The sequence below is a fragment of the Pseudomonas sp. SW-3 genome (genome assembly GCF_016615645.1).
GTDB classification, from domain to species: Bacteria; Pseudomonadota; Gammaproteobacteria; order Pseudomonadales; family Pseudomonadaceae; genus Aquipseudomonas; species Aquipseudomonas mandelii.
Genome location: NZ_CP067098.1, coordinates 2820305 through 2840358 on the forward strand (window position 1 = coordinate 2820305; position 20054 = coordinate 2840358).

A 20054-nucleotide genomic window follows, 5' to 3' on the forward strand; every position below is an offset into this window, starting at 1 on the left:
GCTCCCTCGCCACAGGTATGTAGTCGATGCCGGAATTCATTAGAAGGGTGAATGGTTATGAACGCGATACTGGAAAACAAGCCAGCAACGGCACCGGTCAAGAGTCGTCGGCGCTTTCCGACCGAGTTGAGTATCTTCCTGGTGCTGATTGGCATCGGCCTGGTCTTCGAAGTCTTTGGCTGGATCGTGCGCGACCAGAGCTTCCTGATGAACTCCCAGCGCCTGGTGCTGATGATCCTGCAAGTGTCGATCATCGGCCTGCTGGCGATTGGCGTGACCCAGGTGATCATCACCACCGGGATCGACCTGTCCTCCGGTTCGGTGCTGGCGCTGTCAGCGATGATCGCTGCGAGTCTGGCCCAGACCTCGGATTTCGCCCGGGCGGTGTTTCCGTCGCTGACCGACTTGCCCGTGTGGATTCCGGTGATCGCCGGGCTCGGCGTCGGGCTGCTGGCGGGCGCGATCAATGGCAGCATCATTGCCATCACCGGGATTCCGCCGTTCATTGCCACCCTCGGCATGATGGTCTCGGCGCGTGGCCTGGCGCGTTATTACACCGAAGGCCAGCCGGTGAGCATGCTCTCGGATTCCTACACGGCCATCGGTCATGGCGCCATGCCGGTGATCATTTTCCTGGTGGTGGCGGTGATCTTTCACATCGCCCTGCGCTACACCAAGTACGGCAAGTACACCTACGCCATCGGCGGCAACATGCAGGCGGCGCGCACCTCGGGGATCAACGTCAAGCGTCATCTGGTGATCGTCTACAGTATCGCCGGGTTGCTGGCGGGCCTGGCGGGCGTGGTCGCTTCGGCGCGTGCCGCGACCGGGCAGGCGGGGATGGGCATGTCTTATGAGCTGGACGCGATTGCCGCGGCGGTCATCGGCGGCACCAGCCTGGCCGGTGGCGTCGGGCGCATTACCGGCACCGTGATCGGTGCCTTGATTCTCGGAGTGATGGCCAGTGGGTTTACCTTTGTCGGTGTTGATGCGTATATTCAGGACATCATCAAGGGACTGATTATTGTGGTGGCGGTGGTGATCGACCAATACCGCAACAAGCGTAAACTCAAGCGCTGAGTCGTAGAACCGACAGCCAATGCGCCACGCCTGACCCGCGTGGCGCAACCATTTGTCTTCTCTATACAGCCGCTCGATTGAATTTCTTGCTATAAACGCACTCCGATAACCACCGCAGAGGCTGCCATAGAGCACTTTCCGGGCTTTGTCGGACAAATTCGCTGTCTTTTCAGTTGCTGAGGCCTCAAGTCGGCCTTAGACTGCCGGCCCTCGTAAATTGAGTGCCGGGTGGCGCTTGGAATAAACGGCGCCTTTCCGATGGCCAGACCTGGTCCACCGGAACGCTCCCTAATTCGCCTTAATGCACGTTTTTTTATAGAGATATCAATGACAAAGGACAAGTTGCTGGCCATGCCGGCGGATGACTACATGAATGCCGAGCAACATGCTTTTTTCTATGAGCTGTTGCAGAACATGAAAGTCGAAACCCATGAGCGCATCGAACAGAACCGCATCGCCATCGAGAGCCTGGACACTCCAGCCGATCCGGCCGACGCTGCTTCTGTTGAAGAAGAGCGCACCTGGCTGGTGAACGCGATCGATCGCGACCAGCGCATGCTGCCTCAGTTGGAACAGGCTCTGGAACGCATCAAAGAAGACAGCTTCGGCTGGTGCGATGACAGCGGCGAGGCCATCGGCCTGAAACGCCTGCTGATCAGCCCGACCACCAAGTACTGCATCGAAGCTCAAGAGCGTCACGAACAGATCGACAAGCACCAGCGTCAGGCCTGATTTCGTAGCGCCCCGCATCGCGGGCAAGCCCGCTCCCACGGTTCACGATGAACCTGCAGGAGTGAGGCTTGCCCGCGATGCTTTTTGCCGTCTGCGAAAACCTCAGGCACTTCTATTGATCTGCTGCAACGCCCACTACTAATGGACCATAGATAATGGCCTTGTGGTGGCGTTTAATGCATGCACAACAATTAGAAGAGCCTTGGGGTGACGAAGATGACGAGAGACGGATCTCTGGTTGCGGCAGTGCCTGCACCAGTGTTTTTGCCGAAAAACCTTTGGCTGACGCCAACCCTGCAAAGCATCGCCCTGATGCTCTTGCTGTGCGGCATGGCGTTGGGTGGCTGGTCGCTTTACCTTTGCCTGCCACTGGCGGTGCTGGTGATCTGGCTGCCTCGCCTGCGCTCGCGCGCCACGCCCGAAGCAGCGCCCGCCGACGGCGCCAGCGCCATCGCCGAGTTGACTCGCGATCTTTCCTACACCACCAGTCATAACGCTTTGTCGGCCGCGGGCGTGGCCTTTTCGGTCAAGCAACTGGCGGACAAACTGCAATCGCAACTCGACGCGGCGGCGCAAATCGTCAGCAACGCCGAAGTGATGATCGGGACCGAACAAGCCACGTCGAAACTCAGCCGCGAAGCCCTCAGTGCCGCCAGCGAAGCTCATCAGAGCAGCGCAGCAGGGCGCACGGAACTGATCGAGTCCATCAGCCGCATGCATCAGCTCAGTCAGCGCGCCAATAACAGCCGTGAACTGATCGAAGCCCTGAGCCTGCGCAGCGACGATATTCAACGGGTCACCCTGGTGATTCAGTCCATCGCCAGTCAGACCAACCTGCTGGCCTTGAACGCCGCGATTGAAGCGGCTCGGGCCGGGGAACATGGTCGCGGGTTCGCGGTGGTGGCGGATGAGGTTCGCGGACTGGCGGCGCGCACGGCGACGGCGACTGGCGAAGTCGGGGAGATGGTCGCCGATATCCAGCAACGCACGGCGCAGGTGGTGGAGCAGATCCGCCAACTGTCCAGTGACCTCGACATCGGCGTCAAGCAGGTCGAGCACACCGGCCAGCACCTGGAAAACATCGCGCGCCTGGCTGCCGGCGTCGAGCATCAGGTTGGGGAAATCGCCAAGGGGGCGGACACCAACCGCGAACAACTCGACAGCCTGTTCCATGCCATTGAACAGATGCGCAGCGACCTGGCGATCAGCGACCAACAGACCCAGCGCCTGGCCCAGGCTGCGGTGCAAATGGAAGGTCAGGCCGAAACCATCAGCGAGCGTCTGGCCGAAGTCGGGCTGGATGACTACCACCAACGCATCTATGACCTGGCCCGCGAAGGCGCCAGCCAGATTGCCGCGCGCTTCGAAGCGGATATTGATCAGGGCCGTGTCAGCCTCGATGATCTGTTTGATCGCAATTACCAGGCGATCCCCAACACCAGCCCGGCCAAGTTTCAGACGCGTTTTGATCGTTACACCGATCAGGTTTTGCCCGCCATCCAGGAACCGTTGCTGCCGCGCCATGAAGGCCTGGTGTTTGCCATCGCCTGTACCCAGCAGGGTTACGTGCCCACCCATAACAAAATCTTCAGCCAACCGCTGACCGGCGATGCGCAGGTCGATACGGTCCAAAACCGCACCAAGCGCAAATTTGCCGACCGCACCGGCATCCGCTGTGGCAGCCATCAACAGCCGGTGTTGTTGCAGACTTACACCCGCGACACAGGCGAACTGATGCACGACCTTTCAGTGCCGATCATGCTCAAGGGGCGGCATTGGGGTGGGTTGCGGTTGGGGTACAAACCGCAAAGTCCTCGCTAGATGCTCAACATGATAACCGGTGAGCAAGCCTGAAACTCAACTGTGGCGAGGGAGCTTGCTCCCGCTGGGCTGCGTAGCGGCCCCAAGATGGGCCTGCTGCGCAGTCCAACGCGAGCAAGCTCCCTCGCCACAGGTTTATCGCTGACGGAAGACAGGCGGGCTAGTGAATCTGATGCATGCGCAGGTTCAGGTCGTCGACCACCCGCGCCCAATCGGCGTCTTCACGCAATTGTTCTTTGAGGAAGCCGGCTTGTTGCGGCGTCCAGAACTCCGCATCGATGAGTTTCTTGTCGTCGGCCAAAGGTGAATGGCTGGCGATGAATTCATCGATGGCTTTCTGACTGGAGTCCAGACCGAGCTGGTCGAACAAACCTTTCAAGTCGTGTATAGGTGAATCCATCTTCATCTCCTTGCGGGTCGCGATCTGAGGTGCGGCTTCATGGCATCTGAGCGGGCCGCGCTTCAGGAGTTCGATTGCGATGTGGGGAAGCAGGAGAGAGCATAGACGGCAAATCCGACGATCAGGCTTTCAATGCACCTTCATCGACAGCCGTTTTCAGAGCCTGGGCAGCTTCTTTGGCGGCGATGGCAGCGACGTCCGAGGTCTTGAACCAGCGATCCTTCTCGACTTGGTGATACGTCACCGTGGTCAACGGTGGTTTGGCACGCATGACAATGACTGCCTGGAATTCGCCTTCGACCTCTCTGGCTTCGCCCCGGATAAAAAATTCACCGATATCAAATTCCGTCACGTAGCTGCCTTCCCTTGGAAATATATTGTTGTGTTGAATGCCGTCCGTCCTGGGGACGAATTTCATTGGTCGGGCAGTATGGCAGTAGTTGCCTGCCGGCGGCTGAGTTAAGTCGCCGGCATGACGAAACGTCTATAGGCATGAAGGCAGGCGAACGCGTCAGATGCGAGACTCAAGTGAGCGGGCAAGTGCGCAGGCTTCGTTATGGCAGCCACGGAAACCTCTTACACGACCCGTAGAAATTTCCTTGATATGGAAGAAGGCATTACCGGCCAGCACCACCTGAAAGCGTGGCAGCAGCAGGCTTTCAGGCTGCAATTCATGCGGCTGGAACACCGCCGGGTGCAACGGGGCGTAATTGTTTGCGCGCGTTGTCTGGGGGGAAGCGAAGTGAGTCATGGTGCACATGTGAAGTCCTTTTCATTGTTTTACCGACGTGTGTACATCGTTTTGGGTAGTCTCGGTGAGCATCGCTGCTCTAGAATCACCCGCACTGGTTAGCGAACGGTGTTCATCTAAAGCAATTTTTTATTTGCGATATGTCGGAAAAGTGCTTTTTTTAAAGAGTTTTTTCCCTAAAGTTGGTAATCCGGTTTCCTCTGGCTGTGAGAAGGGCTTTTTCCTTCAACATCTGACGACTTTCACAGAGGACGGCGCGAGTGATATTCCAGTAATCTCACTGACCTCGCGAGGCATGAGCGCTCTGCTCGGCTCAGGATTTCAACCCGGGTCTTACGGCAACACTTCGGCATGGCCGCTTTTTTCTGCTGTGCGCTTTTTCTGCGTGCGGCATCATTTTCAGATGTGGGGATGTTTCCTTGGCAGTAAGTAATCTCGATATGCATGCTTTGTTCGTGCTGGGTGATTTGCGCGCAAAGCTGGTTAAACAGTTTCAGTCACGTTTCGTTTACATCACCGAACAGAACGCTGAAGGCATTTACATTGCCGAGATCGACACCGAAGAGGCGCTGGTGGTCGACGACAAGCCTGGGCTGAAGCTCAAGGTCGGCGATCATTTCAGCGCTTCGGTTCTGCCCAGTCGTGAAGGCGGCAAGCTCGACATCAAGTTCCGTGAAATCAAACTGACGGTTTACGGGCTGGGCGATTACGCCTTTGTCACCACCGCAGAGGGTCACGCGATTGTGTTCAAGGAAGGCCATAGCGTGGTGATGGTCTTCGCCGCGCACCAGCAGTTGCAGGAAGGCCTGACCAAAACCCTGAAAGCCGTGACCGCCAAAGCCGCCAAGTGGCGCAAAGGCGAACTGATCACGTTCAAGGCCAGCGAGTAATGACCCTGACCCGCGCCGACTTCCACGAACAGAACCAGGCCAATGCGCACCTCGAAGCCCGACGGCTGTTCGAGCACAAGGCTGTTCTGCAGGGAGGCTGGCTGACGTGGGTGGCGTCACAGATTTACACGCTGCGCCCGGCGGCTTACGCCAGCATGGTCAGAAGAGAGCTGGCACGCTTGCAGGAAACTTCCGAAAATTGAATCGCCCCTCTCGAAAGCAGGAACCTCTACTACAGTCAGTTGACTGAGTATTCAGAGGCTTGCGGTCTTCTGTCAGGCCATCCTGCTATTTGCTGTGAACAGCACGAGGTGCAAAAGCATGAAAGGATTTCGACGGTTGTTGGTTGGTGCACTGGCCGCATTGGGTGTATTGAGTTCACCCATTCCGGTATCCGCTGCCCAGGCGCCGATCCATTTTGCCGACCTGAACTGGGAAAGTGGCAGCCTGATCACCGACATCCTGCGGATCATCGTCGAGAAGGGCTACGGCCTGCCGACCGACACCTTGCCCGGGACCACCATCACCCTGGAAACCGCCTTGGCCAACAATGACATTCAGGTCATTGGCGAAGAGTGGGCCGGTCGCAGCCCGGTCTGGGTCAAGGCTGAAGCCGAGGGCAAGGTCGTGAGCCTGGGCGACACGGTCAAGGGTGCCACTGAAGGCTGGTGGGTGCCGGAATATGTGATCAAGGGCGACCCGGCCAAGGGCATCAAGCCATTGGCTCCAGATCTGCGCAGTGTCAGCGACCTGCCCAAGTACAAGGATGTGTTCAGCGATCCAGAAAGCCCGGGCAAGGGACGCTTCCTCAACAGTCCGATTGGCTGGACATCGGAAGTGGTGAACAAACAGAAACTCACGGCTTATGGCCTGAACGACAGCTATGTGAATTTCCGCAGCGGTTCCGGTGCAGCGCTGGATGCAGAGATCAGTTCGTCTATCCGTCGTGGCAAGCCTGTGCTGTTTTATTACTGGTCACCGACGCCGTTGCTTGGGCGCTTCAAGCTGATTCAGCTGGAGGAACCGCCCTTTGATGCCGAAGCCTGGAAAACCCTGACGGACGCTGATAACCCTAATCCGAAACCGACTCGCTCGCTGGCCTCGAAGCTGTCGATTGGCGTGTCCACACCTTTTCAAAAGCAGTACCCGCAGATTGCCGATTTCTTCAGCAAGGTCGATTTTCCGATCGACCCCTTGAACAAGGCACTGGCCCAAATGAGCGAAAAACACACCCCGCCACGGCAAGCGGCGGAGGCGTTCATGAAGGCGCACCCAGAAGTATGGCAGGCGTGGGTGCCGAAGGATGTGGCGGATAAAGTCTCCGCCAGTCTCCAGTGACTATTGTGGCTAGGGAGCAAGCTCCCTCGCCACAAGAGATGTGCAGGGTTAAAAACGCGTTTGCACCGCAAGCTCAAACGTTCGCGGTGTTCCGAGATAATACGCCGGCGATACATGCGCAAACTCGGCATACACCTCGTTGGTCAGATTTCGCACTCGGCCGGTGACGGTGGTGTGGCGGTCGACCTCGTAACGGAGAAACGTGCCGTAGAGCGTGTACGACGGCACCGTCATGGTGTTGGCGCTGTCGGCAAACACTGAGGCCACATAACGCGCATCGACACCCCCTTGCCACTGCGGTGCGAAGTCATAGGTCAGCCACACATTGCCGACCCGGTCCGGCACATTGGTCGGCGTGTTGCCCTTGCGTGATACCACCACGCCCGCCGCATTTTTCTCGGTGAACGCGTCGTACTGTGCGTCAACCCACGCGAAGTTGCCCTCGGCCAACAGCTTGTCGGTGATTTGCAACGAACTGGCCAATTCAATCCCCTTCGACGTCTGCTGACCCACTGGAATGCTGAGGGTCGGGTCCAGCGGATCGGTCACTGCGAAATCCTTGCGCTCAATCGTGTACGCCGCCACCGTTGCCGAACCGCGCCCGTCCAGATAATCGAACTTGCTGCCGACTTCCCATTGCTTGCCGGTGGACACGTCGAAATCCTGCGTGCCGTTGGGTTGTTCGGCAGCGGTGCTGTATTGCACGTAGACGTTGGCGGAGGGAATGAACTGGTAGGTCAGGCCGACCCTTCCCGTCACCGGCTCCCAGCTGCGTTTCAAATGGCGGGGATTGCTGGCGGTCACTTGCCGGTGATTGGTCACGTCCAGGTCGATATCGTCGTAACGCAGGCCGGTCAGCAACGCCAGTTTGTCGGTCAGCGCCAGGCGGTTTTCGGCGAACAGGGCTTTGGTGGTGACCTCGTTGGTCTTGTCGCTGACAAATCCCGGTCGGGTGCCGGGAATGTCGTAGAAGTGCCCCGGCTGGAAGTTATTCGGGTCAACGGTGCTTGCGCCTTTGACGTTCAACGGCGAGTTGGTGGTCTGGTTGACCTTGTACTCGAAACCGCCAGACCAGGTGGTCTCCAGGCCAAATAGCGTGTTGTCGTGGCGCAGTTCGAACTGGTTGCCGTTCTGTTCGCCCTGATGCCGGACCTGATACGCCGTGGAGCGATTCACCGCGCTGTTGTCGGCGTTGTACTGATAGGTTTCCAGGTTGCGGTAATCGCGCTGGCTGTCGAGGTGGTAAAGCGTGTTGCGCAGGGTGGTGCTGTCGGTGATCCGGTAGTCGATGATCGAGCGAGCCCAGATCGTGCGCTGCTCGTAACGCCCGTCTTCAACGTTGTAATTGTTGAAACGATTGTGTTTGTCGATTTTCAGCTCGCCTGCCTTGGGATTGAGCACGGGTGTGCCCCAGTAAGGACTGTCTTCGTGTTCGTCCTGGTATTCCAGCGCGAGGGTGTGGGACAGGTTGGGCGTCAGGTCGCTGAGCAGCGAAAACGCGACACTCCAGGCATCGCGCTCCTGGCGGTCGATGTAGCCATTGCCGGTGTTGTGGCTGACGTCGAGGCGCGCGTAGTGCTGCACATCATCCCCGGCCTCGCTGAGTGCGTGGTTAAGGCCGAACGCGGTCTCGGTTGTGTCATAAGTCCCGTAACTGACACGACCTTCTACCGCTTGCTCTTCGCGGGTCGCAAGTTTGGTCACGTAGTTCAATGAGCCACCCACGGAGCCGGCGCCATTGATCAGCGACGAGGGGCCACCCACCAGTTCGACCCGATCGTATATCCATGCATCCACTGGCCGGGCGAGGCCGCCAGAGACGTTGATGCCGTTGAACATCTGTGTGATCTGACCGCTGGTGAAACCGCGGTAGGAAACGAACCCGCCGAAACCCGGCGGTGCGCTGGCGTTGACACCCGGCAAGGTGTTGGCGGCGTCCTGGAAGTTTTGCGCGCCGTGGCGCTCGATGTCGTGGCGGTTGGCGATGGCGACTGATGCCGGGGTTTCCCGCACGCTAAGGCCCAGACGCGAGGCCATGCCGCTGGACTGATCGAGGCTCAGCCCTGGCTCGGTCGTCGCTTCGCCATCAATGGTAATCGGTGCGAGGTCGACGGTGGATTGCGCCCAAGCGTTAACAGACAGGCAGCCGCACAGGCTGGCCAGCAAAGGGCTTACTAACAAAGCAGCATGTTTCATCGATGAATCCTGAATTCCTGGCTAAAAAACAGCGCACGAGCGAACGCCACGCGTTGGCGCAGTGGGCTGATCGGGAAAGGCGAAGAAATTCAGGCGACAGGCGGAGCGCGAGGATTGGCCGAGGGCCAGGTGAAACGGGCGGGGAGGTCAGCGTTGGCGATGACAGCCAGAGGCGGGCTGTGCTGCTCCGGGAGTATCGCCAGGGTCAGGCTGGAGTTGAGCGCCGGGCCCATGCCACCGGTGGAACACAGCGGGCAAACAAAGGCTTTGGACAGGGTCGGCAGGTTGTCGTCCGAGGAGTTCGAGGAAACTGGCGCCTGGGTCGCCGGATCAACCGAACAGAACGGGCCGCCGATGCCGTTGAGCTGCATCCCGACCATTTGCCCGTGACCGATACTGCAGGCGAACACATTGAACAGGACGCAGCAATAAAGCATCCATGCCATCAATGTGCGATCAGTTCGGGCGAGTTTCATGGAGCGGCACTTTATCATCGTCGATGACGAATACCCTTACAAAATCGTTCAATGAAGTTCATCCTGCTGCGACATTTCACGCTGGATGTCTGAACATGAGCCTATTGATCGCGCAATGGATGGCTGCCATCTTCCTGTTGATCAGCCTGATCCACCTGTACTGGGCGGCAGGTGGCAAGTTAGGTAGCGAGGCGGCGGTCCCGCGAATATCGCCAGAGGGGGGCGGGGAATCCAGGCCGGCGTTCAAGCCGTCGGGGTTTGCCACGTTGCTGGTCGCGGTGGGGTTGCTGTTGATCGCGATGCTGGTATGCCTGCGGGTCGGCCTGTATTTGCCGACGGTGCATCACTGGTCGCTGCAATGGGTAATCAGCGCCATTGCGATGCTGATGTTTGCCCGGGCAATCGGCGATTCGAATCTGGTCGGGTTTTTCAAGCAGGTCAAGGATTCGAAGTTTGCCCGACTCGACACCTGGGCTTATTCGCCGCTGTGTGTGGTGTTGGGGGTCGGGTTGTTGGCTGTTGCCTGGATCTGAAAAGCTTCGCGGGCAAGCCTCGCTCCTACAGGTTTTGGGTCGATCACACGTTGGTGATTTCCCACGATCCTGTAGGAGCGAGGCTTGCCCGCGAAGAGGCCCTGACATCCAACACAAATCTCCTGAACTAACTCCCGCTTTCTGTGCGCCGACTACTCACCTCAGCCGGCACATCATCCCCCGCCATGCGCTTGCGAAACAGCGCCGCCCGCGCCAGCAGCAATGTGGTCACCGGCACCGTAATCGACAACAGGATCGGAATCAGCCAGGCATGCAGCACCGGCCCGGACTTTAGCGCCGAAAAATATATGATCGAGGCCAGCGCCACACACCACGCCCCCAAGGTCGAGGCCAGTGCCGGCGGGTGCATACGCTGGAAGTAATCCTTCATCCGCACCAGGCCAATGGCGCCGATCAGCGCAAACAGACTGCCGAGCACCAGCAGGATCGCCACGGGTATTTCAACCCACAGAGACAGTTCCGCGTTCATTCGATCACCTCGCCACGCAGCAGGAATTTGGCCAGGGCAAACGAGCCGACGAAGCCGAACAGGGCGATCAGCAGCGCCGCCTCGAAGTAAGTGTCACTGGCATACCGAATGCCAAGCGCCAGCATCATCAGCATCGCGATGATGTACAGGTAGTCCAGTGCCAGAACCCGGTCCTGGGCCGACGGGCCTTTGAACAGGCGAATCAGGGTCAGGATCATCGCCAGCGAAAAGATGAACAGGCTCAGCAGGATCGCGTTCGACAGCAATTCGCTCATTCGAAGATCTCCATCAAGGGGCGCTCGTAGGTCGCCTTGAAGTGTTCGATAAACAGCGTTTCATCCTCCAGATCGAACACGTGCAGCAACAGAATGCTGCGGTCCAGCGCCAGTTCCGACCAGACCGTCCCGGGGACCACTGTGCAGATCATCGACAGTGCCGCGAGGCCGTTGGCATCGCGCAAGTCCAGCGGGACCTTGATGAAGCGCGGGCGCGGTGGACGGCGACCGGCATTGAGCACGCCCCAGGCCACGACGAGGTTGGACACCAGCACGTCACGACCGACCAGGAAGAACAAACGCAGGATCACCCCCGGTCGACGAATGCGGATCGGCAGCGGCCGCAGCTTGCGCATCATCAGCGGCGCGCAGAACCCCAGCACCGCGCCGAGCAACAGGTTGCCGGGGCTTATCGACAGGTTCAGCACCAGCCACAACAGCCACAATGCCAGGGACAACCACGGTGCCGGAAACAGACGCTTCATGGCTGCACCTCCAGCATCGCCGCCCTGGCTTCCGGGCTCGGCACCACACGCGTGCCCAGTACCGCCATCACGTATTGCTGCGGATTGTTCAAGGCATCAGCGGCCGCCTGGGTGTAGCGCATCAGCGGTTCGGCCTTGAAGGTCAGCGCAACACTCAGCCCCAGCAGGACGATGATCGGCACGCACTCGAAGCGTCGCAGCAACGGTGATGGCCGTTCTTCGGGTGTCCAGAAACGCTGGATGCCCAGCCGCGAGAAGGCAATCAACGACGCCAGCCCGGACAGGATCAGCAACGCCAGCAAGCCCCACGCCGCGTTCGATATCGGCACATCGGTGCTATTGCCCAACCCCAACGGGTTGAGCAGGGCACTCAACAGGCTGAGTTTGCCGATAAACCCGGACAACGGCGGCATGCCGATAATCAGCAGCGAGCAGGCAATGAAGCTCAAGCCGAGGAAGGCCATGGTCCAGGGAATCACCTGGCCGACCACGGCTTTCTGTTCGTCATCGAGGTTGATGCCTTTGGGCGGTTGCAGGGATTCCATCGGCCGTGGAAGCAGGTCGCCGTCGTCGAACAGCGGCATTTCATTGGCCGAACGGGAGCGCTCGATCAGCTCGGCCAACAGGAACAACGCGCTCAACGCCAGGGTCGAGCTGACCAGATAGAACAGCGCCGCGCCGATCAGGTTCGGCTGGGCAAAGCCGATGGCCGACAGCAGAATCCCCGCCGACACCAGAATGCTCAGGCTGGCCATGCGTTCCAGTCGTTGTGCGGCGAGGATAGCCACGCCGGCGCAGACGATGGTCGCCATGCCGCCGTAAATCAGCCAGTCGCCACCAAAGTACGCCGACGCCCCGGCCTGGCCGGAGAACAACAAGGTCCACAAGCGCAGCAAGGTGTAGACGCCGACCTTGGTCATGATCGCGAACATCGCCGCCACCGGTGCGCTGGCGGCGGAATAGGCCGGCACCAGCCAGAAGTTCAGCGGCCACATCCCTGCCTTGGCCAGGAACGCCACCGCGAGAATCCCCGCGCCGGCGTGCAGCAGGCCGCGATCGGCTTCCGGCACCAGCGGGATTTTCAGCGCCAGGTCGGCCATGTTCAGCGTGCCGGTGACGCCATAAATCAGCGCCGCGCCAATCAGGAACAGCGACGACGCCAGCAGGTTGATCGAGATGTAATGCAAGCCCGAGGACACCCGCGCCCGGCCCGAACCGTGGAGCATCAGGCCGTAGGAGGCCGCCAGCAACACTTCGAAAAACACGAACAGGTTGAACAGATCCGCCGTCAGGAACGCGCCGTAAAGGCCCATCATCTGAATCTGGAACAGCGCGTGGAAACTCGAGCCGGCGCCGTCCCAACGGGCCATGGCGAACAGCAAGGCACTGACGCCGATGATCCCGGTCAGCACCAGCATCAACGCCGACAGGCGATCGACCACCAGTACGATTCCGAATGGCACCTGCCAGTTGCCCGGCAGGTAGACGCCGATCGAACCGGGCACGCCAGTGGCTTGCGTCCACTGCAGCAACAGTACGGAAATCCCCAGGCCCAGCAGGCTGGAGAACAGGTTGATCTTGGCTTTCAACGGGCGGTGTTTCTCGCCGAGCATCAGCATGAGGGCGGCGGTCAGCAGCGGCAGCAGAATCGGTGCCGCGATCAGGTGCGTCATCGCATTCATTCTTTAGGCTCCCGGCCATCGACGTGGTCGGTCCCGGTCAAGCCGCGCGAGGCCAGCAACACCACCAGAAACAGCGCGGTCATGGCGAAGCTGATCACGATCGCGGTCAGCACCAGCGCTTGCGGCAGCGGGTCGGTGTAGTGCAACAGGTCCTGTGGCACGCCGTCCTTGATGATCGGCTCCTTGCCGATGAACAAGCTGCCCATGCTGAAGATGAACAGGTTGACGCCGTAGGACAGCAGGCACAGGCCCATCACCACCTGAAACGTCCGTGGCCGCAGGATCAGCCAGACGCCGGACGCGGCGAGCACGCCGATGGCGATTGCGATGACTTCTTCCATCAGACGGCTCCTTTGGTGGCGACGGATCTGGGCAGGGCAGCGGTCTTGTGACCCCGGACCGATTGGTGAGCGATGGCGGTGAGGATCAACAGCGTCGACCCGACCACCACCGCGTACACGCCGATATCAAAGAACAGCGCACTGGCGATGTGAATGTCGCCCAGCACCGGCAGTTCGAAATGCCAGGTGTGGGTGGTCAGGAACGGATACCCGACCGCCATCGCGCCGAGCCCGGTGATCGTGGCGAACAACAGGCCGGTGCCCATCCAGCGCAACGGTCGCAGGCTCATTTGCGCTTCGACCCACTGGGTGCCGGCAACCATGTATTGCAGGATGAAGGCGACCGACATCACCAGCCCGGCGACAAAGCCGCCACCCGGTTGATTGTGTCCGCGCATGAACAGGTAGAAGGACACCACCACCGCAATCGGCAGCAGCAGGCGCACCAGCACCGCCGGGACCATCATGAAACCGAGCGCGGTGTCGCTGGCCTGGCGCGGGTTGACCAGATCGGTGACCACGTCGGGCGCCAGCAGGCGTTGCTGAGCCGGCAATTGCAGGCTTTCTTTCGGCGGTCGGAAGCGGCGCAGCAGGGCGAAGACGGTCAGGGCCACGGCGGCCAACACGGTGATTTCACCGAGGGTATCGAAACCACGGAAGTCCACCAGCATCACGTTGACCACGTTGCTGCCGCCGCCTTCGGGCAGGGCGCGACTGAGGTAGAACGAGGAAATGTGGTTGGGCGTCTGGCGCGTCAGCATCGCGTAGGCCAGCAACGCCATGCCGCCACCGACGACACTCGACAGCAGCAAGTCGCGGATCCGGCGGATGCGCGCTTTGCGCAGGGTGCTCGGCAGGGGCGACACCTCTTCGATCCGCCGTGGCAACCAGCGCAGACCGAGGAGGATCAGCACCGTAGTCACCACTTCCACGACCAGTTGCGTCAATGCCAGGTCCGGGGCCGAGAACCAGACAAAGGTGACGCAGGTCATCAGGCCGCAGACGCTGACCATGGTCAGGGCCGCGAGCCGGTGATACTTGGCCTGCCACGCCGCGCCGAGGGCACAGGCAATCGCCAGCAGCCACAAGGTCACGAACACGATCGAGCCCGGAATCTTCGGCCGGTCACCCCAGCTCAGGCTGCTGTGCAGCATCGGAATCAACCCGGCGAACACCGCCGCGAGGACCACCAGGAACAATTGGGTTTGCAGGCGCTTGGTGCTGATTCGCCGCTCCAGCCGACGGGCCAGGCGGATCATGACCACCAGGCTGCGTTCGAACAGGCGCTTGCCGTTGAAACGCCCAATGATCGGCGGGTATTTGAAACGCCCGCGCTTGAGCTGATTGCGCAGCAGCAGGTAGAGCACGATGCCGCAGGACATGGCGATCAGGCTCATGATCATCGGCGCGTTCCAGCCGTGCCAGATCGCCAGGCTGTACTCCGGCAAGGTGCCGCCCACCACCGGCAGGGCTGCAGCGGACAGCAACGGGCCGACCACTTGCGCCGGGAAAATCCCCACGACCAGACAGGCGAACACCAGCAACTCCACCGGCGCGCGCATCCAGCGTGGCGGTTCGTGCGGGGTGTGGGGCAGGTCGGTGGCGGTCGGGCCGAAGAACACGTCAACGGTAAAGCGCAGCGAGTAGGCGACGCTGAAAGTACCAGCGATGGTCGCCACGATTGGCAAGGTCATCTCGACCCAGGCCGTGGCGTTGATGAACACGGTTTCGGCGAAGAACATCTCTTTGGACAGGAAGCCGTTGAGCAGCGGCACACCGGCCATCGAGGCACTGGCGACCATGGCCAGGGTGGCGGTGAACGGGATCAGCTTGATCAGGCCGCTGAGCTTGCGGATGTCACGGGTGCCGCTTTCATGGTCGATGATCCCGGCGGCCATGAACAGCGAGGCCTTGAACGTGGCGTGGTTGAGGATGTGAAACACGGCGGCCACGGCGGCCAGCGGACTGTTAAGTCCCAACAACAAGGTGATCAGGCCGAGGTGGCTGATGGTCGAGTAGGCCAGCAAACCCTTGAGGTCGTTCTGGAACATCGCGCAGTACGCGCCAAGCAACAGGGTGCAAGCCCCTGCGCCGCTGACGATGTAGAACCATTCTTCACTGCCGGACAACGACGGCCAGAGCCGCGCGAGCAGAAACACCCCGGCCTTGACCATGGTCGCCGAGTGCAGATAAGCCGAAACCGGTGTAGGCGCTGCCATCGCGTGGGGCAGCCAGAAGTGGAAGGGGAATTGCGCACTTTTGCTCAGGGCGCCGATCAGGATCAGGGGCAGCAGGATAGGGTAGAGGTCATGCGCGCGAATCAGGTCGCCGGCGGCCAGGACCTTGTCCAGGTCATAGCTGCCGACCACATGGCCGAGCAGCATCACCCCCGCCAGCAAACACAAACCGCCCGCGCCGGTGACCATCAGCGCCATATAGGCGCCGCGTCGCGCATCGGCGCGGTGGTGCCAATAGCCGATCAACAGGAATGAAAAGAGGCTGGTCAGCTCCCAGAAAAACACGATCTGGATAAGGTTGCCGGAGATCACCAACCCGAGCATCGCACCCATGAACGCCAGGAAAAACGCAAAGAAACGCGGCACCGGATCGTCCGGCGACATGTAATAGCGGGCGTATAAAGAAACCAGCGTGCCGATGCCCAACACCAGCATCGAGAACAGCCAGGCGAAGCCGTCCATGCGCAGGACGAAGTTCAGGCCCAGGCTGGGCAGCCAGAAAAATTCTTCACGAATGACGCCGCCATCGGCGATTTGCGGGTACAAGAGGGCAACCTGGACGGTGCCAATCAAAGCCACCAGGCCAGCCAGTAAAGATTCGGTATTACGCGCGTTGTGTGGCAGCAAAGCCGCCAGACAGCTGCCAACAAAAGGCAGAAGCAGTAGAACTATCAGGGACATAGGCTTCTAATCTGCGGAAGTTTGTGAAGCATCATACGTGCCAGCTCTCGGATCACCAAACGCCAAGCTGTCGCAGAATCCTTCAAGGTAGACGGGAAAAGCCGGATTTACAGTGTTGCGAAGGACTGTTTTAGCAGGTCTGGCCCCTTCGCGGGCAAGCCTCGCTCCTACGGGTTTTGTGTCGATACCCGAACTTGCGAACGACACAAAACCCGTAGGAGCGAGGCTTGCCCGCGAAGGCAATCCGCCAGGCACTGAAAATCTTAAAGCTTAACCTTGGATTTCCCGTTCCAACTCTTCTTCGGTCGCAGCTGCCTTACCCTTCGTCTTCAACTCACTCACTATCACCGCCGCCACAATTAACCCCGCACCCACCAGAGCAATCGCCGGCAACCGCTCCCCGGCGATCCGCCCGACAATCCCGGCCCACACCGGCTCGCCCGCATAGATCAACGTCGCCCGAGTCGGCGATACGCTCTTCTGCGCCCAGTTCATCGCCACCTGGATTGCCGCGCTCGCGGCGCCCAGGCCCAGTGCACTGCACAGCAACAACCACGAGAAATCCGGAATCACTTCCTGGGTCGGCACCACCATCAGGAACGCCAGCACCGACGTGGTCGCCAGTTGCACCACCGTCACCCGGCGCACATCGACCTGACCGGCATAGGTGCTGATCAGAATGATCTCTGCCGCAATCGCGACCGCGCTGATGAGCGTGGCGATTTCACCGGGGCTGAAATTAAAGGAAGCGCCCGCAGGCCCGGACAGCAACATCAACCCGGTAAACGCCAGCATGATCCCGATGCTCGGCATCAGCCCCGGACGCCGCCCCAGCACCAGCCATTGCAGCAACGGCACGAAGGGCACGTACAACGCGGTAATAAACGCCGACTGACTGCTGGGAATACTTTGCAAACCCACGGTCTGCAAGCCGTAACCGAGCATGATCGCCACGCCGATAAAGGCACCGGCCTTGAGTTCGAACAGGGTCAGGTCCCGCAGGTGACGCCATGAGAACAACGCAACAATGATTGCCGCCGCAGCAAAGCGCAGGCCGACGAAAAACATCGGCCCGCTGACGGTCATTGCATGCTGCACCAGCAGGAATGTCCCGCCCCAGACCATGGTGATCAGCACCAGCACGCACTCGGCCTTGCTGAACCGAGAGAAACGGGGAGAAGTGTGAGAGGGGTTCACAGACGTCATGACCTTGCGCGCTACCTGAGGGCGACGCACAATGCGTCGAATGTTGCGCAGTATACTGCCCAACCCCACCGAGTGAGCAATATAGTGCACAAAGATTCTACCCCTCGGGCTTCGGTCCTCCAGCACGTCAGCCAGAACGTCCGACGCCTGCGCCATGCCGCCGATATGAGCCAGACCGCGCTGGCCGAAAAGTCCGGAGTTAGCCGTCGCATGCTGGTGGCGATCGAGGCTGGCGAGAAAAACGTCAGCCTGACCACCCTTGATCGCGTGGCCGAAGCGCTGGACGTGGCGTTCAGTGATTTGATCCAGGCGCCGGATGCCCGAGATCCGAGCCGTATCAACGAAGTGGCCTGGGCCGGTACGATCCCCGGGAGCAAAGCCGTTCTGCTGTCCAAAGCCACCGCTACCCGCGAAGTGGAGCAATGGGAGTGGTGCCTGCAACCAGGAGAAATCTACCCCTCGCAACCGGATGCCGAGGGCTGGAGTGAGCAGATCTTTGTATTTGAAGGCTGCCTGACCTTGATGCTGGGCGACACGCCGCATGAGATCGCCGCCGGCGAGTTCTACATGTTCCCCAGCAACCAGCCGCACGCCTACCGCAATGATGGGGTTGTGGCGACGCGGTTTGTGCGCAATGTGGTGATTTGACTGCGGACTATCGCTCAGCGGAAACGATGAGCTACCTGGTCGCCATCGGCCGAGCGCTGATGACACGTCCTACTTTGGTACTGCTTGATGAACCCTCCATGGATTTGGCGCCTATTATCGACCCGGAGATTGTTGAGATCGTCGCGCAACTCAATCGTGCCGAGCAGGTGAGCTTTCTGATTGCCGAGCAAAACATTAACGTGGCACTCGACTACGCATCGACGGCTTACGTCCTCGATACCGGCCGAGTCGTTGCTGGCGCGGGGCGACCTGCCCGGTTTCTATTCAGGTAAACATTGATCAGTGAGAACGCCATGACTCAAACCCAGCGCGCACAGGCGACCGACGCCATCCGCCACGCGGACATCCTGATCGTCGGCGGCGGCCTCAGCGGCGCGATGCTGGCGGCGCAGCTGTTGCGATTGCCTGGCAAGCGTTCGGTGCTGGTGATCGAGCCGCGCGCGGAACTCGGGCGGGGCGAGGCGTACAGCGCGGTCGAGCTGGGCCATACGCTCAACGGCAACGCTGCGCGCATGAGCGTTGACCCGGACAACGCTGACGACCTGACCCAATGGCTTACCGAACACATCGCGGCCGGTGGCTGGCCGGAGTCCGATGAGCAACATGTGCCAGTCAGCGAGTTGTTCCCGCCCCGGGGCCTGTTCGGCGTGTATGTGCAGCAGCGCCTGGCGGAAGCGCAAGCGGTGGGGGTGGCGAACGGTTCGACGGTCGAGCATGTGCGGGCCGAGGTGGTTGATCTGCAAACCCGGGACGACTCGGTGTTGCTGACCTTGAGTAACGGGCAGCGTTTGCAAGGCGCTTACGCGGTGCTGGCCACGGGGATGTTTCCCGCTGCGCGCACACCGCAGACCGAATCCAGCGGTTTGAACGCGGCGGCGCTGGATCCGTGGGATGTCGCGGCCATGCGCCGGCTGGACCCGCAGTCGACGGTGTTGATCATCGGTTCGGGCCTGACTATGGTCGACGCCGTGGTGTCGCTGGAGCAGGCCGGGCATCGCGGGCCGATCGAAGTGTTTTCTCGCCACGGCTTGCTGCCGCACGTGCGCCGGCAACCGCCGGCCTGGGTGGATTTTCTCGCCGATGATCAGCGCATTCGCACGCCTCGACAGCTGGTGCGCGAACTGCGCCGGCATTGCCGGGACGCTATCGCTCAGGGCATCGACTGGCAGGCGCCGCTCGATACCGTGCGGGCGCATATCGGCCGGTTGTGGAGTCAGGCGACGGACGTGCAGCGCCGGCAGTTTGTGCGGCATGTGCGGCCCTGGTGGGAAAGCCATCACCACCGCTCGCCACCGTTGAGTGCCGAGTTGGTGGCGCGGCTGCACGAGGAAGGGCGGTTACGGATCCAGGCGGCGTCGTTCAAAGGGCTGGAATCGACGGTCGAGGGGCAAGTGAGCATCCGCATCCGCCGTCGTGGCGAGGTTGAAACAACGGTGGTCAGCGGCGCAGCGTTGATCAATTCCAGCGGCATCGAATACGACTGGCGCCGGGTGGCCCGACCGCTGCCGCAGCAACTGCTGGCGCGCGGGCTGATTCGTCCGGGGCCGTTGGCGTTGGGGATTGCGGCGGCGGTTGATGGCGCGGTGCTGGACGCTGACGGACAGGTCGCCCAACGGCTGTTCGCCATGGGCCCGCCGTTGCGCGGCATGTGGTGGGAAAGCACGGCCGTCACCGACGTCGCCAGTCAGGCCAAAGCCCTCGCCGAACGCCTTGCCCGGCCGCTGTAGCGGCTATCGAGCCTGTGAGGCTGCACAGTCAGTGCAACTTCAGG

The 20054-nt window shown here is 60.5% G+C and carries 21 protein-coding genes and 1 pseudogene; 10 read left to right on the top strand and 12 right to left on the bottom strand.

The window, feature by feature from the left end; translation table 11 throughout:
- The first annotated feature begins 57 nt into the window (after nucleotides 1-57).
- The 3 genes from JIO00_RS12690 to JIO00_RS12700 all read left to right on the top strand — a co-directional run bounded on the left by JIO00_RS12690 (nucleotide 58) and on the right by JIO00_RS12700 (nucleotide 3633).
- The gene (locus tag JIO00_RS12690; RefSeq protein WP_008153855.1) at nucleotides 58-1080 is read left to right on the top strand and encodes an ABC transporter permease; all 1023 of its coding nucleotides are present in this window, start codon (nucleotides 58-60) and stop codon (nucleotides 1078-1080) included.
- A gap of 327 nt (nucleotides 1081-1407) precedes the next feature.
- Nucleotides 1408-1812 carry a TraR/DksA family transcriptional regulator gene (locus JIO00_RS12695; protein WP_010459637.1) on the top strand — a complete coding sequence of 135 codons (405 nt, stop codon included), beginning with the start codon at nucleotides 1408-1410 and terminating at the stop codon, nucleotides 1810-1812.
- Between the two features lie 597 nt (nucleotides 1813-2409).
- Nucleotides 2410-3633 carry a methyl-accepting chemotaxis protein gene (locus JIO00_RS12700; RefSeq protein WP_370655171.1) on the top strand — a complete coding sequence of 408 codons (1224 nt, stop codon included), beginning with the start codon at nucleotides 2410-2412 and terminating at the stop codon, nucleotides 3631-3633.
- A gap of 160 nt (nucleotides 3634-3793) precedes the next feature.
- On the opposite strand, the gene JIO00_RS12705 is transcribed toward JIO00_RS12700, so the two are convergent.
- From JIO00_RS12705 to JIO00_RS12715, 3 genes are all read right to left on the bottom strand, one after another.
- Nucleotides 3794-4033, bottom strand: a complete 240-nt coding sequence (locus JIO00_RS12705) for a DUF2789 domain-containing protein (RefSeq protein ID WP_010459641.1) — start codon at nucleotides 4031-4033, stop codon at nucleotides 3794-3796.
- 121 nt (nucleotides 4034-4154) lie between these two features.
- Complete coding sequence (locus JIO00_RS12710; protein WP_010459643.1) at nucleotides 4155-4385, bottom strand: hypothetical protein; 231 nt, start codon at nucleotides 4383-4385, stop codon at nucleotides 4155-4157.
- 159 nt (nucleotides 4386-4544) lie between these two features.
- Nucleotides 4545-4793, bottom strand: a complete 249-nt coding sequence (locus JIO00_RS12715) for a hypothetical protein (RefSeq protein ID WP_010459645.1) — start codon at nucleotides 4791-4793, stop codon at nucleotides 4545-4547.
- Between the two features lie 410 nt (nucleotides 4794-5203).
- Between JIO00_RS12715 and JIO00_RS12720 the strand changes: the two genes are divergently transcribed.
- The 3 genes from JIO00_RS12720 (at nucleotide 5204) to JIO00_RS12730 (ending at nucleotide 7012) form a co-directional block, all read left to right on the top strand.
- Complete coding sequence (locus tag JIO00_RS12720) at nucleotides 5204-5674, top strand: hypothetical protein (protein ID WP_042932119.1); 471 nt, start codon at nucleotides 5204-5206, stop codon at nucleotides 5672-5674.
- Entirely contained in the window at nucleotides 5674-5877 is a 204-nt protein-coding gene (locus JIO00_RS12725; RefSeq protein ID WP_200668384.1) for a hypothetical protein, read from the top strand. The genes JIO00_RS12720 and JIO00_RS12725 overlap by 1 nt, the downstream gene beginning before the upstream one ends.
- A gap of 118 nt (nucleotides 5878-5995) precedes the next feature.
- Nucleotides 5996-7012: an ABC transporter substrate-binding protein gene (locus tag JIO00_RS12730; RefSeq protein ID WP_169857945.1), complete on the top strand. Its 1017-nt coding sequence runs from the start codon at nucleotides 5996-5998 to the stop codon at nucleotides 7010-7012.
- A gap of 48 nt (nucleotides 7013-7060) precedes the next feature.
- On the opposite strand, the gene JIO00_RS12735 is transcribed toward JIO00_RS12730, so the two are convergent.
- Nucleotides 7061-9208, bottom strand: a complete 2148-nt coding sequence (locus JIO00_RS12735; protein ID WP_200668386.1) for a TonB-dependent receptor — start codon at nucleotides 9206-9208, stop codon at nucleotides 7061-7063.
- An 89-nt stretch (nucleotides 9209-9297) separates the two neighbouring features.
- On the bottom strand, nucleotides 9298-9684 hold the full coding sequence (locus JIO00_RS12740) for a DUF2946 domain-containing protein (protein ID WP_200668388.1): 387 nt from the start codon (nucleotides 9682-9684) through the stop codon (nucleotides 9298-9300).
- Between the two features lie 95 nt (nucleotides 9685-9779).
- Between JIO00_RS12740 and JIO00_RS12745 the strand changes: the two genes are divergently transcribed.
- Nucleotides 9780-10217, top strand: a complete 438-nt coding sequence (locus tag JIO00_RS12745; RefSeq protein WP_200668390.1) for a DUF3995 domain-containing protein — start codon at nucleotides 9780-9782, stop codon at nucleotides 10215-10217.
- 127 nt (nucleotides 10218-10344) lie between these two features.
- Here the strand turns inward: JIO00_RS12745 and JIO00_RS12750 are convergent, their stop codons facing one another.
- From JIO00_RS12750 to JIO00_RS12780, 7 genes are all read right to left on the bottom strand, one after another.
- Nucleotides 10345-10707: a Na+/H+ antiporter subunit G gene (locus JIO00_RS12750; protein WP_010459660.1), complete on the bottom strand. Its 363-nt coding sequence runs from the start codon at nucleotides 10705-10707 to the stop codon at nucleotides 10345-10347.
- Nucleotides 10704-10982, bottom strand: coding sequence for a K+/H+ antiporter subunit F (locus tag JIO00_RS12755; protein WP_007935991.1), 279 nt, complete (start codon nucleotides 10980-10982; stop codon nucleotides 10704-10706). Before JIO00_RS12755 ends, JIO00_RS12750 begins: the two co-directional genes overlap by 4 nt.
- Nucleotides 10979-11467, bottom strand: coding sequence for a Na+/H+ antiporter subunit E (locus JIO00_RS12760; protein WP_145310302.1), 489 nt, complete (start codon nucleotides 11465-11467; stop codon nucleotides 10979-10981). Before JIO00_RS12760 ends, JIO00_RS12755 begins: the two co-directional genes overlap by 4 nt.
- A complete protein-coding gene (locus JIO00_RS12765) occupies nucleotides 11464-13149 on the bottom strand; it encodes a monovalent cation/H+ antiporter subunit D (RefSeq protein WP_102595422.1) in 1686 nt (561 codons plus the stop codon). The genes JIO00_RS12760 and JIO00_RS12765 overlap by 4 nt, the downstream gene beginning before the upstream one ends.
- The gene (locus JIO00_RS12770) at nucleotides 13146-13490 is read right to left on the bottom strand and encodes a Na+/H+ antiporter subunit C (protein WP_007986256.1); all 345 of its coding nucleotides are present in this window, start codon (nucleotides 13488-13490) and stop codon (nucleotides 13146-13148) included. The genes JIO00_RS12765 and JIO00_RS12770 overlap by 4 nt, the downstream gene beginning before the upstream one ends.
- Nucleotides 13490-16408: a monovalent cation/H+ antiporter subunit A gene (locus JIO00_RS12775; RefSeq protein WP_200668391.1), complete on the bottom strand. Its 2919-nt coding sequence runs from the start codon at nucleotides 16406-16408 to the stop codon at nucleotides 13490-13492. The genes JIO00_RS12770 and JIO00_RS12775 overlap by 1 nt, the downstream gene beginning before the upstream one ends.
- Nucleotides 16409-16678: 270 nt before the next feature.
- Nucleotides 16679-17704, bottom strand: a complete 1026-nt coding sequence (locus tag JIO00_RS12780) for a DMT family transporter (protein WP_083376928.1) — start codon at nucleotides 17702-17704, stop codon at nucleotides 16679-16681.
- Here JIO00_RS12780 and JIO00_RS12785 point away from each other — a divergent pair.
- The 3 genes and pseudogenes from JIO00_RS12785 to JIO00_RS12795 all read left to right on the top strand — a co-directional run bounded on the left by JIO00_RS12785 (nucleotide 17699) and on the right by JIO00_RS12795 (nucleotide 20010).
- Complete coding sequence (locus JIO00_RS12785) at nucleotides 17699-18262, top strand: helix-turn-helix domain-containing protein (RefSeq protein ID WP_077749709.1); 564 nt, start codon at nucleotides 17699-17701, stop codon at nucleotides 18260-18262. The two genes, JIO00_RS12780 and JIO00_RS12785, sit on opposite strands and share 6 nt — an antisense overlap.
- Before the next feature lie 35 nt (nucleotides 18263-18297).
- A pseudogene (locus JIO00_RS12790) lies at nucleotides 18298-18562 on the top strand (ABC transporter ATP-binding protein); the annotation flags it as partial.
- A gap of 14 nt (nucleotides 18563-18576) precedes the next feature.
- Complete coding sequence (locus JIO00_RS12795; RefSeq protein WP_083376927.1) at nucleotides 18577-20010, top strand: FAD/NAD(P)-binding protein; 1434 nt, start codon at nucleotides 18577-18579, stop codon at nucleotides 20008-20010.
- Nucleotides 20011-20054: the final 44 nt, after the last annotated feature.

Bases quoted from the DNA above. Each gene is read 5' to 3' on its own strand.
- JIO00_RS12740 (WP_200668388.1), bottom strand. From the start codon at position 9,684: ATGAAACTCGCCCGAACTGATCGCACATTGATGGCATGGATGCTTTAT.
- JIO00_RS12690 (WP_008153855.1), top strand. From the start codon at position 58: ATGAACGCGATACTGGAAAACAAGCCAGCAACGGCACCGGTCAAGAGT.
- JIO00_RS12730 (WP_169857945.1), top strand. From the start codon at position 5,996: ATGAAAGGATTTCGACGGTTGTTGGTTGGTGCACTGGCCGCATTGGGT.
- JIO00_RS12765 (WP_102595422.1), bottom strand. From the start codon at position 13,149: ATGAATGCGATGACGCACCTGATCGCGGCACCGATTCTGCTGCCGCTG.
- JIO00_RS12755 (WP_007935991.1), bottom strand. From the start codon at position 10,982: ATGAGCGAATTGCTGTCGAACGCGATCCTGCTGAGCCTGTTCATCTTT.
- JIO00_RS12705 (WP_010459641.1), bottom strand. From the start codon at position 4,033: ATGGATTCACCTATACACGACTTGAAAGGTTTGTTCGACCAGCTCGGT.
- JIO00_RS12775 (WP_200668391.1), bottom strand. From the start codon at position 16,408: ATGTCCCTGATAGTTCTACTGCTTCTGCCTTTTGTTGGCAGCTGTCTG.
- JIO00_RS12700 (WP_370655171.1), top strand. From the start codon at position 2,410: ATGATCGGGACCGAACAAGCCACGTCGAAACTCAGCCGCGAAGCCCTC.
- JIO00_RS12725 (WP_200668384.1), top strand. From the start codon at position 5,674: ATGACCCTGACCCGCGCCGACTTCCACGAACAGAACCAGGCCAATGCG.
- JIO00_RS12770 (WP_007986256.1), bottom strand. From the start codon at position 13,490: ATGGAAGAAGTCATCGCAATCGCCATCGGCGTGCTCGCCGCGTCCGGC.
- JIO00_RS12760 (WP_145310302.1), bottom strand. From the start codon at position 11,467: ATGAAGCGTCTGTTTCCGGCACCGTGGTTGTCCCTGGCATTGTGGCTG.
- JIO00_RS12750 (WP_010459660.1), bottom strand. From the start codon at position 10,707: ATGAACGCGGAACTGTCTCTGTGGGTTGAAATACCCGTGGCGATCCTG.
- JIO00_RS12695 (WP_010459637.1), top strand. From the start codon at position 1,408: ATGACAAAGGACAAGTTGCTGGCCATGCCGGCGGATGACTACATGAAT.
- JIO00_RS12745 (WP_200668390.1), top strand. From the start codon at position 9,780: ATGAGCCTATTGATCGCGCAATGGATGGCTGCCATCTTCCTGTTGATC.
- JIO00_RS12735 (WP_200668386.1), bottom strand. From the start codon at position 9,208: ATGAAACATGCTGCTTTGTTAGTAAGCCCTTTGCTGGCCAGCCTGTGC.
- JIO00_RS12715 (WP_010459645.1), bottom strand. From the start codon at position 4,793: ATGTGCACCATGACTCACTTCGCTTCCCCCCAGACAACGCGCGCAAAC.
- JIO00_RS12795 (WP_083376927.1), top strand. From the start codon at position 18,577: ATGACTCAAACCCAGCGCGCACAGGCGACCGACGCCATCCGCCACGCG.